This is a genomic window from Anaerolineae bacterium, from assembly GCA_025062375.1.
In the GTDB taxonomy this organism is placed as follows: domain Bacteria; phylum Chloroflexota; class Anaerolineae; order SpSt-600; family SpSt-600; genus SpSt-600.
The window spans coordinates 91,426-106,892 of sequence record JANXAG010000004.1 but is presented as its reverse complement, the minus strand read 5'-3'; the positions used below and the strand labels follow the sequence as shown (position 1 = coordinate 106,892).

Annotated in this window: 13 protein-coding genes; 7 read left to right on the top strand and 6 right to left on the bottom strand. The window is 53.8% G+C overall.

Annotation, left to right across the window (positions count from 1 at the left end):
- From NZ653_02345 to NZ653_02330, 4 genes are all read left to right on the top strand, one after another.
- Positions 1–185 (top strand): hypothetical protein (locus NZ653_02345; GenBank protein ID MCS7285971.1); only part of this gene is annotated, 185 nt, incomplete at its 5' end.
- 23 nt (positions 186–208) lie between these two features.
- Complete coding sequence (gene groES, locus NZ653_02340) at positions 209–499, top strand: co-chaperone GroES (protein ID MCS7285970.1); 291 nt, start codon at positions 209–211, stop codon at positions 497–499.
- Positions 500–523: 24 nt separating this feature from the next.
- Positions 524–2,152 carry a chaperonin GroEL gene (groL, locus tag NZ653_02335; GenBank protein ID MCS7285969.1) on the top strand — a complete coding sequence of 543 codons (1,629 nt, stop codon included), beginning with the start codon at positions 524–526 and terminating at the stop codon, positions 2,150–2,152.
- Positions 2,153–2,263: 111 nt separating this feature from the next.
- Complete coding sequence (locus NZ653_02330) at positions 2,264–3,508, top strand: alcohol dehydrogenase catalytic domain-containing protein (GenBank protein MCS7285968.1); 1,245 nt, start codon at positions 2,264–2,266, stop codon at positions 3,506–3,508.
- Here the strand turns inward: NZ653_02330 and NZ653_02325 are convergent.
- The 4 genes from NZ653_02325 to NZ653_02310 are packed head-to-tail and all read right to left on the bottom strand — an operon-like array spanning position 3,471 to position 10,790.
- Positions 3,471–7,442 (bottom strand): oligosaccharide flippase family protein, encoded by a 3,972-nt coding sequence (locus tag NZ653_02325; GenBank protein ID MCS7285967.1) that lies wholly within the window; start codon positions 7,440–7,442, stop codon positions 3,471–3,473. The two genes, NZ653_02330 and NZ653_02325, sit on opposite strands and share 38 nt — an antisense overlap.
- An 18-nt stretch (positions 7,443–7,460) precedes the next feature.
- On the bottom strand, positions 7,461–8,453 hold the full coding sequence (locus tag NZ653_02320) for a hypothetical protein (GenBank protein ID MCS7285966.1): 993 nt from the start codon (positions 8,451–8,453) through the stop codon (positions 7,461–7,463).
- 24 nt (positions 8,454–8,477) lie between these two features.
- Positions 8,478–9,662 (bottom strand): 4Fe-4S binding protein, encoded by a 1,185-nt coding sequence (locus NZ653_02315; protein MCS7285965.1) that lies wholly within the window; start codon positions 9,660–9,662, stop codon positions 8,478–8,480.
- 3 nt (positions 9,663–9,665) lie between these two features.
- Positions 9,666–10,790, bottom strand: a complete 1,125-nt coding sequence (locus NZ653_02310; GenBank protein MCS7285964.1) for a site-2 protease family protein — start codon at positions 10,788–10,790, stop codon at positions 9,666–9,668.
- Positions 10,791–10,954: 164 nt separating this feature from the next.
- Between NZ653_02310 and dapA the strand changes: the two genes are divergently transcribed.
- The 3 genes from dapA to NZ653_02295 are packed head-to-tail and all read left to right on the top strand — an operon-like array spanning position 10,955 to position 13,418.
- The gene (gene dapA, locus NZ653_02305) at positions 10,955–12,427 is read left to right on the top strand and encodes a 4-hydroxy-tetrahydrodipicolinate synthase (protein MCS7285963.1); all 1,473 of its coding nucleotides are present in this window, start codon (positions 10,955–10,957) and stop codon (positions 12,425–12,427) included.
- Positions 12,417–12,872: a GNAT family N-acetyltransferase gene (locus tag NZ653_02300; protein MCS7285962.1), complete on the top strand. Its 456-nt coding sequence runs from the start codon at positions 12,417–12,419 to the stop codon at positions 12,870–12,872. The genes dapA and NZ653_02300 overlap by 11 nt, the downstream gene beginning before the upstream one ends.
- A gap of 3 nt (positions 12,873–12,875) precedes the next feature.
- Positions 12,876–13,418, top strand: a complete 543-nt coding sequence (locus NZ653_02295; protein MCS7285961.1) for a flavin reductase family protein — start codon at positions 12,876–12,878, stop codon at positions 13,416–13,418.
- A 112-nt stretch (positions 13,419–13,530) separates the two neighbouring features.
- Here the strand turns inward: NZ653_02295 and NZ653_02290 are convergent, their stop codons facing one another.
- Positions 13,531–14,538, bottom strand: coding sequence for an ABC transporter ATP-binding protein (locus tag NZ653_02290; GenBank protein MCS7285960.1), 1,008 nt, complete (start codon positions 14,536–14,538; stop codon positions 13,531–13,533).
- Entirely contained in the window at positions 14,513–15,451 is a 939-nt protein-coding gene (locus NZ653_02285) for a polymer-forming cytoskeletal protein (GenBank protein ID MCS7285959.1), read from the bottom strand. Before NZ653_02285 ends, NZ653_02290 begins: the two co-directional genes overlap by 26 nt.
- Positions 15,452–15,467: the final 16 nt, after the last annotated feature.

Below are 15,467 nucleotides of genomic sequence, written 5' to 3'. Positions count from 1 at the left end.
AGCAAATTCCAGTTCTCGGATTTCTGCTAACGCCTGTTCTCGAAAGCCAGAAGCCCTTTGGAAGGATTGTCGGATTGTCTCCGATTTTTGAGGCTTGGGAGTTGCTTGATGGAGAGAGCCTGGATTTGCGTTTTCCCCAAGTTTATGCTATATATTATTTAGCACTCTCAAGGCAAGAGTGCTAAATCTTCGGAAAGGAGGTGGCACTATGAGGCTCAGACCGCTCGGCGATAGGGTCGTGGTGGAGCCTATTGAAAGGGAGGAAAGGACTCCTTCCGGAATTATTCTCCCTGAAACGGCTAAGGAGAAACCCCAGGAGGGAAAGGTTATTGCCGTTGGGCCCGGACGCCTCAACGACCAGGGCCAGAGAATACCCCTTGATATAAAAGAGGGCGACCGGGTTATCTTCGCTAAATATGCCGGAACTGAGGTTAAGCTGAACGATAAGAAATACCTTATCCTGAGGGAGTCCGATATTATGGCCGTGATTGAAGAATAAAATCTCTGGTAAGGAGGTGGGATTATGGCCGCCAAGCAGCTGGTGTTTTCCGAAGAGGCAAGACGCAACCTTAAAATCGGAGTTGATACTCTGGCTAACGCCGTTAAGGTTACCCTGGGCCCCAAAGGCCGAAACGTAGCCCTGGAAAAGAAATGGGGCGCACCCACGGTCACCCACGACGGGGTAACCGTGGCTAAGGAGATCGAGCTTAAGGATCCATTCCAGAACATGGGGGCCCAACTCCTCAAGGAGGCCGCTACCAAGACCAACGACGTGGCCGGCGATGGTACCACCACTGCCACTGTCCTGGCCCAGATTATGGTCAACGAAGGCCTCAAGAATATCGCTGCTGGGGCTAACCCCATGCTTCTGAAGCGAGGTATTGAAAAGGCCACCAAGAAGGTGGTGGAAATCATTAAGGAGATGTCCAGGGAGCTGAAGAGCAAGGAGGAAATCGCCCACGTGGCCGCTATCTCCGCTAACGACCGGGAAATCGGCAACCTCATCGCTGAGGTGATGGATAAGGTGGGTAAGGACGGTGTCATCACTGTGGAGGAGGGTAAAGGGCTCGGGTTTGAGGTGGAGTACGTAGAGGGTATGCAGTTTGACCGCGGCTATATCTCCCCATACTTCATCACCAATCCTGAGACTATGGAAGCAATCCTTGAAGAGCCTTTTATCCTCATCCACGATAAGAAGATTTCCTCCGCCACCGATATCGTCCCGGTCCTGGAGAGGCTGGTCCAGGTGGGCAAGAGGGAGCTTTTAGTGATCGCTGAGGATGTGGAGGGAGAGGCCCTGGCCACCCTCATTCTCAATAAGCTCCGCGGTGTCATTAACTGTGTGGCGGTGAAGGCTCCCGGCTTCGGCGATAGGCGCAAGAGAATGCTGGAGGATATCGCTATCCTCACCGGTGGCCAGGTTATCTCTGAGGAGCTCGGCCGCAAGCTGGAGAGTGTCACTATCGCTGACCTGGGCCGCGCCCGCAGGGTAGTGGTTTCCAAGGATGATACCACTATTATCGAGGGCAAAGGCGACCCCAAGCAAATTAAGGGGCGCATCGAGCAGATAAAGGTGGAGATTGAGAAGACCACCTCCGATTACGACCGGGAGAAGCTCCAGGAAAGGCTGGCCAAACTCGCTGGCGGGGTCGCTGTCATTAAAGTGGGCGCGGCAACCGAGGTGGAGCTCAAGGAGAAGAAGCACAGGGTTGAAGACGCTCTGAGCGCCACCAGGGCAGCGGTGGAGGAAGGGATCGTGCCCGGCGGCGGTGTGGCCCTCCTCAACGCCCAGGAAAAACTGGACGGAATCGAAATAGAGTTTCCCGATGAGAAGACGGGCGTGGAGATCGTCAGGAGGGCTCTTGAGGAGCCAGCCAGGCAATTGGCCGAAAACGCCGGTTACGATGGAGCTGTGGTGGTTCAGGAGATAAGGCGCCGCCAGAAGGAGAAGAATAACCCCAATATTGGTTTTGATGTCCTGGCGGAGGATTACAGGGATATGTTCGAGGCCGGTATAATCGATCCCGCCAAGGTCACCAGGGCGGCGCTGGAGAACGCTGCCAGCATCGCGGCCATGATCCTGACCACCGAAGCCCTGGTGAGCGAGATCCCCGAGAAAGAGAAGACCCCGCCCACTCCACCCGAGTACTAAAGCCACAGAGGCCCCCTCCCTTCCGGGAGGGGGCTTTTTGTTTTGGCCAAAATCCGGGGCTTTCTTTCCGGGTTAATTAATTTAGCAAACAGTTTATCGGGAGGTGTTATTATGCGAGCCCTCTACTTTATCGCCAGTATTCCCCGCTATGTTCTGACCAAAATCTCAGGAAGTCTGGATAAACGCTTTTTCTGGAGTGCCCTCTCCTGCCTTCAGTACGGCCAAATTCCGGAGCCTTCTTTGCCCTCTCAGGAATGGGTTAGAGTCAAGACCACATACGGGGGAATATGCGGGAGCGACCTTGGAGTTATTACCCTACATACAAGTCCTGTGCTTTCAGCTATTTCATCGCCTGTATTCGTTTTGGGGCATGAAAACGTGGGAGTAGTGGTAGAGAAAGGGGAGAAGGCAGGGGAGGTGGAGCTGGGCCAGAGGGTGGTGGTGGATCCCACTCTTTCCTGTGAGACAAGAGGATTTCTGGACCGCTGTCCCATGTGTAAGGAGGGGAAAGAAAACTTGTGCCACAGGGTTACCGAAGGCAATCTGGCTCCTGGCCTGCTGATAGGAAGCTGCCAGGATACAGGAGGAAGCTGGGGAGAGTATTTTGTAGCCCATTACTCCAAGGTCTACCCAGTCCCCGATGGGGTCAGTGATGAAGAGGCGGTCATGGTGGAACCTTTCGCTGTGGCCCTTCACGCCGTCTGGAACAATTTTCCCAGGGATACGGATACGGTCCTCATCATAGGCGGAGGGACTATAGGGATTTGCACTGTGGCTGCTTTAAGGGTGCTGGGCTCAAAGGCCAGGATCATCGTGCTCTACAAATATCCCTTCCAGGCTGATCTGGCCCGCCACTATGGTGCAGATGCAGCGGTGAAGCTGGGCCAGGAAGAGGAGTTAGCTCACGCAACGGGAGCAAAGTTCCTCAAGCCCCTTCTCGGGGCTCCCATCTCCCTATCCGGACCAGCCATTACCTTTGACTGTGTGGGCTCCAGGGCAAGCCTCGATCTGGCCCTTCGCCTGACAGGGACGGGGGGCAGGATTGTGCTGGTGGGACTGGCTTCCATTCCAGGCAGAATTGACTGGACTCCTGTATGGTTGAAGGAGCTCAAGATAGTGGGGACCTACTCTTACGCTGTGGAGGACTATGAAGGCAGAAGGGCGCATACCTTCCAGATGGCTCTGGATTTCATGGCCCGAAAGGAGGTGGAACTTGCACCTCTTGTAACCCACAAGTTCAGGATTGATGATTACCGGAAAGCTCTGGAGTGGGTGACGGGGAAAGGGCGGAAGAATCTGGTGAAGGCTGTTTTTGATTTTACCCCCTCGCCAGCCGGCGGCGCAGTCCTCCAATGACTCTTTCTATCTCTTCCCTGGTGAAAGCTCCCAACGCTACTACTACTGAAAGGTAGACTACCATAGAGGCCGTAATGGCCAGCACGAGGTTCACCTTCTGAACGGCCCAGAAGGTGAGGGCCATGAGCCCGGAGGCCAGAGCCGGACGCCAGAGAAGTTCCTTCAAGGGCAGTGGCCCCAGATTCTTCCGAACGCAGTAGTAGAAGGGGGCAAAAAGAGCCAGCTCTGAAAGCACTGTCATTACGGACGCTCCTTTGTAGCTATAAGGTGGGATGAAGATAAGGTTGCCGATGATGTTGAACGCTACCCCGATGAGGAAGGCTTTGGTCAGGAAGCTCTGCTGGTTTATTGCTATGAGCACGTATTGGGTTACGCTGTTTATACAGCTGAAGGGGAAGAACCAGATGAGAAGCTGCAGGGCTATCATGGAATGGGGCAGGTATTCGGATCCCCCCAGAAGCAGGATAAGCTCCCGGGCAGTGAAGGTGAAGAGCACTGATATGGGCATGCTTACCAGGATTAAAAGTCGTAGGGCAGTGTTATAGACCCGCATGAACTCTTCCTTGTAGGATTCGGCGTAACGGGAAAGCATGGGAAAGAGGGCCATGGTGAAGTAGGAGGGAATTATATTGAGGCCATCTATGTATCTGTAGGCAGCGGTGTAGTAGCCCACTGTCGCATCCCCCTTCAAGGGCTGGAGGATGAGGATGTCAATCCTGAAGAAGACCGTGGCCAGGAAGTGGTTTATCATGAGAGGGAAGGCCGGGCGCAACAGGCCTTTAACCAGAGAAAGGTCGGGTTCGGGGCGGGGCGTGAAAAGTTTGTTGACCATGAGGTAGAAGAGGATGGCCAATGTGATGGCATTTACCACCACTGAGACCCCAGCCAGGCCCACGTATCCAAACCCCGCCAGAAGTGCTATCGCCCCCAGAGTAACTCTCATAAGGGTTGTGACGGTGGTTATCCAGGCGGGGTATTCCATTTTCTCCCAGGCCATGAAAACGGAGCTTATAACATCGGAAAGCAGGCTCAGAAGCAGGGCCAGACTGAACAGGCCAACGGTAAAGGCCGTATCCATGGTCAGGCCAGCGTAGCGGACGTATAAGAACAGGATGAAAGCCATCAGAGGCCAGGAGGAAAGCCAAAGCAAAATCCTCAGAAGCGTGACATTGGTGATGTAGCGGTTGGCTTGGGATTTGTCTTTGGCGACCTCTCTGGTGAGGAGTACTCCCAGGCCGAAGCGGGTGAGGATTTCAAAGTAGCCGATGAATATAACTGCGAACTGGTAGCGGCCTGCGCCTTCCGGAGCCAGAATGCGGAGCATGAGCATGGCAAAGGCCATGTCAATAAGCTTATTGGCGAAGGCCAGTCCCATGGGGATAAAGGTGTTCTTGGCCACGCGGCTGAGGGTTGTCTCATCTTTTTCCCGGTAAATCCTGTGCCACAGCCAGTAGAGGAAGAGGAAAAGGAGCGCGCTGGAGGCTATGAAGGAGGTGTAAAGCCCCAGTTTGAAGGACATTGGGCTATATTTGAAGCGGACCAGGTGGGTGCCAGAGTCCAGGATTACGGCCCGGAAATTGCCATAAGCCCTGAATAGTTTTAGCTCTTTCTTTCCATCGTGAGCCTTCCAGCCCGGGAAGAAGGCATCCGTTAAAACCAGCAGGCCCCTTTCCTTTAATGTGGCGGATACAACCACTTCAGTTGGGGAGTAAGAGACAATCTGGGCTTTTTCTATTTCTCCGGATGCCTCGGGCAGAGGCGGATCTTCCGGACTATACTGCCAGGGCTTGGGGCCCTTTTCCAGAACAACGCATTTCGGAGAGGTCATTTTCTGCAGGACGTGGGGAAGCTCCGTTTCCTCAACTGTCAGGGCGCAGGAGGAAACAAAGGCTCTCGGAAGGTAATCTTCGTTGCGGTAGACCCGCACCTCACCTTCGTAAACCAGGGTATAGCCCGGGTTATTTATCTCCTGGGTGGTTATGATGTATTTAACGTTCAGAAGGTCCAGCAGCGGGGAGTTCAGAGCTTCCCGGAAGGGGGTGTATATGGGGGAGATGCGGTTATAGAGCAAGTCCCACTGGGGGGAGAGAAGTTCCATGAATCTGGCGTATTGTTTGAGGATTATGGAATCGTAGCCCCGGACATCGTGGATCCCAAAGAGCATTCCCACGTTGGGCCAGAAGGTCTTTTCTCCCGGAAGGTTGAAGGAAGTTATGCGGTAAAGTTCCGGGTCACTTTTCAGGAAATTCACCACCGGCGGGGTGAACTGGAGGAGGGTAGGGTCAGAGGCAGGGTTGAATCCCCACCATGCCCAGAGGAGGTCGGCAGCGATGATGGCAGGGATAAAGGCTTTGAGGCGTTCTCTGCCGGCTATCGTCAGAGCTGCGCCTGCCAGGGTCAGGAAGATGGAGAAACGCAGGAAATTCCACCACTCATAGGAGAAAAACATCCTCCCGTCGGAAAAAGCTCCCTGGGCAAGGTCCGAGTGGGCGAGAAAGCGATCGGCCAGGGCGAAGAAGGGTTCCGGGTAGAGGAAGGAAACAAGGCAGAAGAGAAGGCCCAGCAGACCCAAGATGGTTAAAGCTAAGGGGAAAAGGGGCTTTAGTTTACCCCGCTCTTCAACGCCAATCCCCGCCAATACAGCCACGCTCAAAGTATAGGGGAAAACCCAGCGGAAGGGGGAGTGAAGCTGGTTGTAGCCGGGCAAAAAATAGTAGAGAAGAGCATACAGCGGAGTGCCGAAGGCGAAAAGAAGGGATAGAACAGCCAGGGCTGAGAAGGTCCATTTTATCCCCCGATCCTTGCCCAGGAGAATCCCGGCCAGGGCCAGGCACAGGGTCAGAAGGCCCATGTAGCTTCCGGCTTCCACGTAATTTTTTATCCCCCAGAAAATGAAGTTTATCGGTTCCCCCCGATAGTTCACTGTCACGGGAAGCCACTTTTTTGTGACCAGATCAAAGTAGGCGTGATGGCTGGGGTTGCCGAAGAAATCGGGAATAAGGAAAGTTATTACCTGGCGGATTGGATAGGCCCACCCTAATACGTCCTTGAGGGTCACCATTCCCTGCCGGAAGTTGAGCCTTGCTACTTCGTAGAGGGGTATAAGCTGGACAGCTCCGAGGCCTGCTCCGGTGATGGCCATTGTTCCAAGGGCCAGAATAGACTTCAACAGAAAAGAGGGCTGGCGCTGTCGGAAATAGAAGGTTAGAACTCTGACCAGGGCGAAGTAAGCTGCGACCATTGCCACGTAGTAGGAAATTTCGGGGTGCCCGGCGAGGAAGTGGAGGCCAATAAAGAGGGAACCCAGGATAACGAAGGGTACAGGCGACTTCTGGCCTTCCTGAAGGCGGCGTAAAGTTATCTCAATGCAGGCCAGGATGGCGGGAAGCCAGCTCGCAGCGGCTATTATCATCGGGAAAACGACGCTTACCACGAAGAACCCGCTGAGTTCGTAGGCCAGAGAAGCCGTTACGCTGCCGAAGCGGCTCATCCCCAGAACCCTGGCCAGGAAGTACATGGAAAGTCCCGCAATCCAGAGCTGGATCAGGGTGAAAAGCCCGTAAGCTCTGGGCAGAGGGACGATGTAAAAGATGAGGGAAAAAGGATAAAGCGCCGAGTGCTGGCCTGTGGCCAGGAAAGGCATCCCCGTGAAAATGTAAGGGTTCCAGAGGGGAAGCTCCTCGTTCTGGATGCATTCCAGAATGAACTTCTTCCAGACGTAATTTTCCAGGATGAGGTCGCTCAAAAGTTCATTGTGGGGCACCGATACCCCCACATCCCTGGCGAAGCTCTTCCAGGGTTCAAAGGTGAAAAGGTTATCAACCGGGATGAGGGTTTTACCTCCGAAGGTAACAGGCCAGAAGAGGATAATCAGGGGCAATAAAAGGGAAAAGGCTACCAGCAGGTCCGGCCCGAGCCTTTTGAGCTTTTCCACCGAGCCCCTCCTTGCGGTTTAGATTTCCACCTCTTTTCCGAGCCCCATCTCCCGGGCTTTCTCCAGAACCCGCTTGGCAACAGATACATCTTGGACAGCGTTGCCTACAGATTTGAAGTAAGTAATTTCATCGTCCCTTTCCCGGCCGGGCTTAAGGCCAGCGGCTATTTCCCCAAGTTCGGCGTAGATGTCCTTTTCGGAGATTATCCCTTTGCTTATGGGGATGATTAGATCACCCGCTTCAGCCATGCAAGCCGGGCGAGAATCCACCACAATCTTATTTGCCCGCCGGATGGTGATTTCATCCACCTCCTGCATCTGGGGGGTGAAAGACCCAATGGCGTTTATATGGGCTCCTGGCTTGAGGTCTTCCCCATTGAAGACAGGGGTGGAAGAAGTGGTGGCTGTGCAGATGATATCGGCTTCCCGGACAGCCTCTTCGGGAGAGGAGGCAACTCTTAAATCCATGGGGATGGGGCCAGAGCCTCTCATCTCAGCTACGTAAGCTTCGGCTCTTTCCCTTACCACATCGTAGACCCACACTTTTTCTATCTTCCTGACCTCGCACACAGCCAGGAGTTGAGTCCTGGCCTGAGCGCCAGCTCCGAAGATGGCCGCCACCCTGGCATCCTTGCGGGCAAGTAGATCGGTAGCTGCCCCCGAGGCCGCTCCTGTCCTCAAAGCGGTGAGGTAAGTTCCGTCCATAAGAGCTACTGGGCAACCGGTCTCTGAGTCCACCGCTATGACGATGGCGAATATGGTGGGAAGGCCTCTGTCCAGGTTCCTGGGGAAAACGGAGACAACCTTTGCTCCCAGAGCATCGCTTTCCGAAAGGTAGGCAGGCATGAAGAGGGTAACCCCTCCGTGTTTTTCCACTGGAAGCTGGGTCCTCAGAGGGACGTGGGCTTTTCCTGTAGAAAGCTGGGCGAAGGCATCTTTCACTATTTCTATCGCTTCAGCCATTGGAACCGCTTTGCGCACTTCTTCTGCCGAAAGCATAAGGAGCTTCATAGCAGCACCTCCTTGCCATAGGGTTTACCCGGCAAGGCTTTCGCCGGAAGGGTAGAAAATTTTCTGGCAGGCTGGACAAAATTCCCCCTCGCCCAAAGGATTGAAGGGCCTGCTGCACCGCTGACATATCTTCAGTTTCCCTTCCAGAAGCCTGAGTTTCAAGGCCCTGAGGAGAGAGGAAAAGGAAAAAGAGGGCTTAACCCTTAGAGCTTTTGTGGGACATAGGCCTTCGCATATTTTGCACCCGATACAGGCTAAGGGAACGAACTCAAGGGCAAAGCGTTCCGCATCTTGCAGGAAGAGCAAAGCGCCCGTGGGGCACTGATGAGCGCAGAGGCCACAGGCCGTACACTGGCCTTCTACGGTCAGGAGCCCGAAAGGCAGTTCTGAAGTGGAAAACTCCCCATCTTCTGGCGGGCCAAGGCGGGCCAGGATTCTTGCAAGCCTCAGTCGGTGTTCGGGCAAATGTCTGGGTAAGCCCTCCGGCGGGATGAACTGGCCGAAGAGGCTTTCCAGGCCTTCCCCCAGCACTTTCCTGACCAGCCCCATTAGTTCCCCGCTGAGTAAAGAAAAAGCTTCTCTGCGGTCCAGCAGAGGCTCATCCCCCTGGTGGATTCTGGCAGGAGTAAGGCCATCTCTCTGGGATAGGGAGGACTTAAGGAAAACAAGCTCCTTTTTCCCAAAGGCCCTGAGGATGGAGTTAGCCTTTCGGGCCTGTTCCCGGATCAAATTATGCACGGAACCCATCGGGCAATGGGGGCATGATTCTTCGTTGAGCCAGAGTTCTCTGGAGGTGATGGAGGCTGCTTCCAAGATGAAGGCCAGGGAAAGGGAGGCGAGACATCGTTTCGTGTTCATTGCGATAGGGGCTCTGGAGAGGACCTGGCCTTCGGATGCACTGCGGTGGCAGAGAAGTTCTAACGCCGGGGCCTTCAGAGAAAGGAGGGTTTCCCTCAGGATTTTCTCCGGATTTCTGGGGAAAGCCCAGGCTTCGGTAAGGCAAATTTGCCAGCAGATTCCGCAACCTGTGCACTTTTCCTCATCCAGTTCAAAGTAAAAACTTTCCTTTATGGCCCCGGCAGGGCAGCTATTGAGGCATAGGTTACAGCGGTTTAAGTGATAACGGTAGCGCAGGCAACGTTCGCGATGGAAAACGGGTCGGCTCCCTGAGCCCTGTTCCAGGAGGTCAAAGAGGTCCATTTCCACCATGCTTTAAATCCCCAGCTCCAGCCTGGTTCGGATAAACTGGAGGAGATGATCCCGGCGGATAAGTCCTACAACCTCTTCCCCCTCAACAACGGGTATCTGGTTCACATCGTTCTCCACCATAAGTTCCAGAGCGTCCAGGGCGTCATCGTCCGGGCTTATTTTGAGCAACTTTTCCAGAGGCGTTAAAATCTCTGCCACTTTTACCGAGGACCACCTGGCCTGCGGGACCAGTTTAAGGTGATGGAGGGTGACCATTCCCCTGAGCTTTTCCCCTTCCTGGACGAAAAAGCATCGGGTGCTGTGGGGTAAGACATAGTTGTAAACAAGGTCGTTGATGGTGAGGGAGGCGGGGACAATGGGGCACTCCTGGCTCATCAGCTCCCTTACTTTAACGCCCTTGAGGGTTTCTTTGCTCACAAGTTGCCTGTAACTCTGGGTAGCAGCGTTATCCAGGAACCACCCGATGAAAGCCAGCCAGATCCCATCGAGCCAGTGGCCTGTGAGAGCCCAGACTATCCCCCCTACGATAAAGGCGAAAGCTATTATCCTTCCCGCCGTTATGGCTATTTCCGTAGCTTTCCGGAAATTTCCGGTTATTCCCCAGAGGAAAGAGCGCAGGAGCCTTCCGCCATCCAGGGGGAATCCGGGGATGAGGTTAAACAGGGCGAGGCTGAGGTTTATAATACCCAGGTAAGCGCTCAGAGCCGCCAGGGCCTGAATTTTGAGGATGAAATTGGCAAAGAGCCAGAGGAAGCCGAATATTCCGGATATGAGAAGGCTGGCGACGGGGCCGGATAAAGCCATCAGGAACTCTCCCAGGGGGGTAGCAGATTCCCTGGAGATGCTGGCCACACCTCCGAAGAGGAAAAGAGTAATGCGCTGGACCGGTATGCCCTGCAAGGAGGAGAGCAGGCTGTGAGCGAGTTCATGCGCAAGGACCGATAAGAACAGCAGTAGGCCTGTAGCTATGCCCATTGTCCAGTACATCCATTGGCTCCAATTGGGGTAGCGAGAGGGGAAATACTGGGTGGAAAGGGAAAGGGCTATCAGGGTGAAGACGATGAACCAGGTATAATGGACCATTATAGGTATGCCGAAAATTTTACCAAGCCTTATAGAACCTACCAAGAGCTTCCTCCTTTACGTTTTCACTTTCAATTTTAGCACAAAACCCTCGGATTTGCCAGGAATGATCCTAAACTGATGGCCAGCCCATATCTGGATGGTGTTTTGTCTTTAACTCCCGGTATGATATAATACCCACGTCCAACCTGGTTTAAGGTGAGGTTACCATGGGGAAAAAACCGGCCTGGTTTAAAGGGATCATTCCGGCTTTGGTAACACCTTTTAAGAAGGATGGCTCCCTGGATGAGGAAGCTTACCGGGAACTCATCCGGTTTCTCCTGCCCGATGTGGATGGCTTTCTGGTGGCTGGCACCACCGGTGAATTCGTCTACCTTGCGCCGGAAGAAAGGAAGAGAATCATAGAGATAGCGGTGGAGGAAGCCGGGGGGAAAGTGCCTGTAATAGCGGGCACGGGAGCCCCTTCTACAAGGGAGACTCTGGAGCTAACCCGCTTCGCCAAAGATGCGGGAGCCGATGCCGCCCTGGTGGTTACCCCTTTCTACCTTAAGCCCACCTACAACGAAATCTACGACCACTACCGGGCTGTGGATAGAGTGGGGATCCCCATAATCATTTACAACATACCTCAGTGCGCAGGCACCCACCACGAATGGTGGACAGCCGAGGGCTCCCTGCTGGACCTGGAAAACGTAATAGGCATAAAAGATTCATCCGGAGATATACCGTTCCTGATGGCCCTTATAGAGAAAGTGTGGGGCGAAGTGGGTATTTTCACCGGTCACGATGAGACGGTAGTTGCGGCCCTGGCGGCCGGAGCCGATGGAGCTATCCTGGCATCGGCCAACCTTGTGCCCGACATCTGGCAAAAAATTTACAGAGCAGTGAAATCCGGTGACCTGGATACCGCCAGAGAATGGCAGAGGAAGATTCAGAAAATAATTCGCATCATAGTGAGGCAGGGTTCTACCCAGGCGGTGAAAGAAGGCCTTATGATGATGGGCCTCAGGGTGGGCGACTCCCGTCTTCCCATGATGCCGGGGGATGCTTTCCGGCGGGAAGATCAGGAGGAAATGCGGTTTGAACTGGAAGCTCTGGGCAAAATACCCCGCCGGGAAGTGGAATATCACCTGGGCAATGAGACTATAAGGACCTCTTTCCCCGTAGCGTATCAGGTGAACAAGAGGACCTTTGACCTGACCTTTGCGGTGGGTGAGGGCTTTTCGGGGCCTCCTTTCCATGAGATCGCTCACATTGACCTGGTAATGGGGACTAAGGATGGCCCCGTGGGGAGAGCTGCTGCGCGAGCCCTTAAAGAGGAGCGGCCCGGCCACGAACTGGCCGTAATCAGGGACCGTCCCATGGTCATCTTGGTTCCAACGGTAACCGTTCGCACTGACCGGCAGCGCCATCAGATTTACGAGGTGGCGGCCAGGGGTATAAACAGGGCCATTGACTGGATGATTAACGATGGGACCCTGCCCGAGGCCCTTTTGGATAAAATCATCATGATAGTGAACGCTTTTGTCCATCCTTCGGCGGCGATAGAAAAGCGCATTGAGCTCAACAATTTCAAAGCCATGCGGGCGGCCATACGCAAGGCCATTGAAGGGCGCCCGGTACTGGAAGAAATCCTGAATGAAAAAGATGCCGCTCGCCATCCCTTCAAATATGCACCTTAAAATCCGTAAAGCAAACCGCGAGGATGCCAGAGGAGTCTGGAACCTTATCGTTCAGTTGCAGGAGTTCCTGAGGCTGGAATCTTCTCCGTATGAGGAATTTGCGCCGCGTTGGGAGGAAGCCCTTGATTCTCCGAACTTTGAAGCCTTTGTAGCCGAGGAAAGAGGGGACATCAAAGGGTTAGCCACTGTCTGGTATCGGGAAAGCTTATCCCACGGAGGCCTGGTCGCCCTCATTGATGAATTCGTGGTAACTGAAGGCGAAAGAGGTAAAGGTGTAGGCACCTGTCTCCTTAAATACGTGGTGAACCATTGCTTCCGAAGGGGTTGCATTGAGGTAGAGGTTATAACGGAAGCAGACAACTTCGCCGCCAGAGGATTCTACCACAAGCTTGGTTTTTACGAAGTTGGGATACTTCTGGAGAGGGGAAAGAACGAGGGGGAGTGAGTCATGAAGAAGGTTGAAATTCCTGTTTCCCATGCCTTTAGGCTTATAAACGCCGGTGGGGTAGTTCTGGTGACCTCCCATTACAAGGATAAGGAGAATGTGATGAGCGCTTCCTGGATTACCCCCCTGAGTTTCTCTCCGCCCCTTATAGGGGTAGCCATACACCCCGTCCGTTTCACCCACGATCTCATCAAAAAAAGCGAACAATTTGCCCTGAACATCCCCAGCGTTTCCCTTCTTAAAGCTGTGGAAATATGCGGGACTTACTCGGGCCGGGATGTGGATAAATTTGCCAGGGCCGGAATAACCCCCGTTGATGCCTTGGAAATTGACGTGCCCCTGGTGGAGGAGTGCATCGGACACATAGAATGTGTGCTCACCGATGCCTTCACCACAGGGGATCACACTCTCTTCGTGGGCCAGGTTGTGGCTGCTTCGGTTGTGGAAGAAGCCTTTGATAAGGTGTGGAAGTTGGAGAACGATGAATTGAAGCCCCTCCACCACCTCGGAGAGGATTTCTATGCCGTTTTAACCAGGCTTCCGTAAAATTTGCCCCGCCGAACTTGAGGTGCCCTGGCTTCCCCCCACACGGGGCAGGGCGTTGAAGAGGCCTATCTGTAAGGTGAGCGTCCGGTGTGGGAAGGGGCTTTCGCCGTCCTCAACCCTTTGTGGATTGCGCTTTTTCGTAGATCCGGGCGGCCTCAATGGCTCTGATTCTGGCAATGAACACATCTTCCAGAGAGGGAACAATTGCTTCAATGCTGTGAATCTTCAGGCCTTTCTTCTTGAGGATTTCCTCAACGGTGGCCCGGTAACTTTCAGCTTCGGGAGTTACAAGGTGAATAGCTGAACCGTAAAGGGCGACCTCGCCTCCCAGAGCCAAAAACGGGTGCTCGGGAGAGACCGGTTCTGCGGGCAGGGCCCTTTCCCTCAATGCCGTTAGAGCTTCCTGGTATTTATCGCAGCGTATCTCCAGAACCCACCCTTTCATCTCGGCCTTCAGCTCCCGGGGAGAACCCTGAGCAATTATACGCCCATTGTAGATCAAAACCAGGTTGTGGCAGTGTTCGGCTTCATCCATGTAGTGGGTAGTCACCAGTATGGTTATGCCCCTATCAGCCAGCTCGTAGAGCAAGTCCCAGAAAGCCCTTCTGGATATGGGATCGACTCCCGCGGTGGGTTCATCCAGAAAAAGCATTTCAGGCTGATGGAGGATAGCACAACCGAAGGCCAGACGCTGCTTCCATCCGCCTGAAAGGTTAGCGGTTAGCATTTTCTCTTTCCCCTTTAATCCGGCCATTTCAACTGCATAATCTATCCTCTCTTCCAACGCTTTACCCCTAAGACCATAGACGCGTCCGTAAAAGCGCAAATTTTCTTCAACTGTAAGGTCATTGTAAAGGCTAAATTTCTGGGTCATGTAGCCGATGCGCTTGCGGACTTCTTCCGTCTCTCTCTGAGAATCAAAGCCCAGAACCCAGGCCCGGCCCTCGGTGGGGCGAAGCAGTCCCAGAAGCATCCTTATGGTGGTAGTCTTGCCTGCCCCATTTGGCCCCAGAAAGCCGAAAATTTCCCCTCGCTTTATAGTGAAACTTATATGGTCAACCGCTGTGAAATCGCCGAACTTTTTAGTGAGGTTCTCAGCTACTACTGCTGCTTGCCTCAACCGGTCCTCCTTTCTCGCAGTAACCCCGATAAGTTCCAGCTCGGCTCAGGATCACCGCTCCTATCCCGAGAGAGTATATCACAAGCTGCAAGAGAAAGCCCAGACACGGGATCAAGCCCAAAAGCTGGATCAAGGCAACACCCAGTATAACCTGCAAAAGAGGGGAAAGCCCTTGACTCCCAGCTGATTCAAAGACCTTTTCACCCAGCCTGTATGCCAGAGCTGTAAGGCCGAAAAGCCCCGCGATAAGGAGCGCAAGCCACACCAGAAGGCCCAGACAGGCGAAGAGAAGAAGCACAAGCCCAGCCGGGACACCCAGGACAACGGCTCCCAGGCCTATTCCTCCGCTCTCTAAGGGGGCTTTGTTTATCGTTTCGGCGATAACTTTGACTTGCTCGGGCCAGAGGCTTATTATGAGGATTGAAGCCGCTATAAGGGCAATGAGGGTGAGCATAAAACGAACACTTCCCCACAACAGCCAGTTAACAAAGTCTCTAAGGGATGAGTAAGGGGGTGCTACAGGGGGCAGCAGGAAAGGTGCCTCTTCTGTAACTTCCCCCTCTATAACAGCCCCCTCTTCTTTAACCAGCCTCCCGCCCATTACGACTACGTCGCCTTCTATTTTCCCGGTGCTCTCAACCTTTACATCCCCTCCAAAAACAGCCAGGTCCCCCTCCAGGGTACCGCTTACTTTTGCCCGTCCCCCGAATACAACAACGTTTCCTTCAAGGTGGCTTCCTTCTTCAAGGACCAGGTTTCCACCGAAGATGAGCACATCGCCTCGGTATGTTTCACCGCTTCTGAGGGTAAAGTCCTCGCCGAAAAGCATTTTCCCCCCTTCGGCGAAGGCTGGCTGGGCCAGACTCCAGAGAAAGAGGGCTAAAATCAAGCTCAAAGCCACTTTCCTTACCACTTTTACCTCCTTTATT